This is a genomic window from Halorubrum sp. AJ67 (assembly GCF_000513435.1).
On sequence record NZ_CBVY010000029.1, the window covers coordinates 6,925 to 8,443 of the forward strand.

Below are 1,519 nucleotides of genomic sequence, written 5' to 3' on the forward strand. Positions count from 1 at the left end.
GCGGCGTGACGTCGGTCGCGAACGCGCTCCCCCCGTCGTCGTCCCGCGGCGCGAGCGTCGCGGCCGCGTAGTCGTCGAGGTTCGCCTCGTGGACGCTCAGGTACGCGTCGCCCGCGTCCACCGTGAGCGGCGTGTGCGCGCCGGTCCGGACCTGCGTGTCGGTCGGTCGCGTCGTCCGCGTTCCCCCCGGGATCTCCGAGAGCGGCGTCTCGCTGTACTCCTGTTCGAACCGCGGGTTCGTCACCTCGTTGCGGATCCACCACGCGTCGTAGTCGTCCGCGAAGTCGACGCCGGTGTTCTCAGAGACGACCACCGCCCGGCCTTGGTTGCTCGCGAACCCCTCGCCGAGGACGACTCGGAGCCCGACCCCGTCGTCGAAGACGCGGACCTGAAGGGTCGCCGTCCGGCCGCCGTCTTCGGAGCCGTCCGTCGCGTCCGCGAGCCCGACGCTGAGGGCGTTGTACTCGGCCGAGACCTCGTCGTACGCGCCCCACACCGGCTCCCACTCCTCGGTCGCGGACTCGCGTTCGGTCCCCGTGACGCTCACCGGGCCGTCGTCGCCCGCGGCGCTCGCCCCGAACGCCGACTGGTTCCTGAAGTCGAACCCGAGCGTCGACGGCCCGACGTACGTCGCCCCGGCGCGCGCGACCTCGTAGGTCGGGACCCCGTCGCTGACCTCGACGGTGACGGATATCGATCCGTCCGGGGACTCCACCGTCTGAACCGGGTCGTCCGCGTCGTTGGCTATCCGCGCGGCGTCGTCGGCGGCGACGGTCCCCGAGTAGCCCGCCGCGGCCACCAGCGCCCCCACGCTCCCGAGGAAGCCGCGTCGCGTCGCTCCGTCAAATGATTGCTGTGATCGTTTCTCACGCATTCCGTCCGCACCGTATATGCGATGAACAATAATGCTATTGTAACGAAACGAAGTGATTGGATTTCGAAACGAGCGAGTCGATCGGTCGACGCGGGGTGGCACTCTCTCGTCGCAGGCGGGCGGTACCTCGCCGCGACTGCCCTACAGCGCGTTCTCCAGCGCCGACGCGACGCTCCGCGCCTTCTCGGCGAGCGGCTCCGGGGTGTAACCCGCCGCGACCGACTCGTCTAACGCGTCGTCGTCGACGCGCTCGACGGTCCCGTCGGGTCGTTTCACCACGTCGACGTGGAGGTCCACGTAGCGGGCCGCGTCCGGGAACACCTCCACCGGCGTGCAGACGTTGACGTACGTCCCGCGGACGGTCCCGTCTCGGCCGCGGTAGGTGGTCGGGTACCACCAGCGGCCCTCCTTCAGGCTCGTCTCGGCGACGTCGCCCGCCTCGCGGTCGACGCCCAGCCCGTCGTAGGTCCCGCCGCCGGTCATCTCGCGTTCGACGGTGACACCGCCGTCGGCGTCGACCTCGGTGACCGTCCCCTCGCCGAGGGTGATCAGCCGACCGTCGGGCTTCCCGTGGTCGATCCGGAGCGCGTCGCCCTCGCGCGGGCCGAACGCGTCGCTCACGACCGCGAACGGGAACGCCGCGTC

General features: G+C 70.9%; 2 protein-coding genes. Both read right to left on the reverse strand.

The window, feature by feature from the left end; genetic code table 11:
* Nucleotides 1–811, reverse strand: an 811-nt coding sequence (locus BN903_RS14545) for a glycoside hydrolase family 97 N-terminal domain-containing protein (RefSeq protein ID WP_195155828.1), incomplete at its 3' end; no start/stop codon positions are given.
* A 204-nt stretch (nt 812–1,015) separates the two neighbouring features.
* Nucleotides 1,016–1,519 (reverse strand): DUF402 domain-containing protein (locus BN903_RS14550; RefSeq protein ID WP_048078416.1); only part of this gene is annotated, 504 nt, incomplete at its 5' end.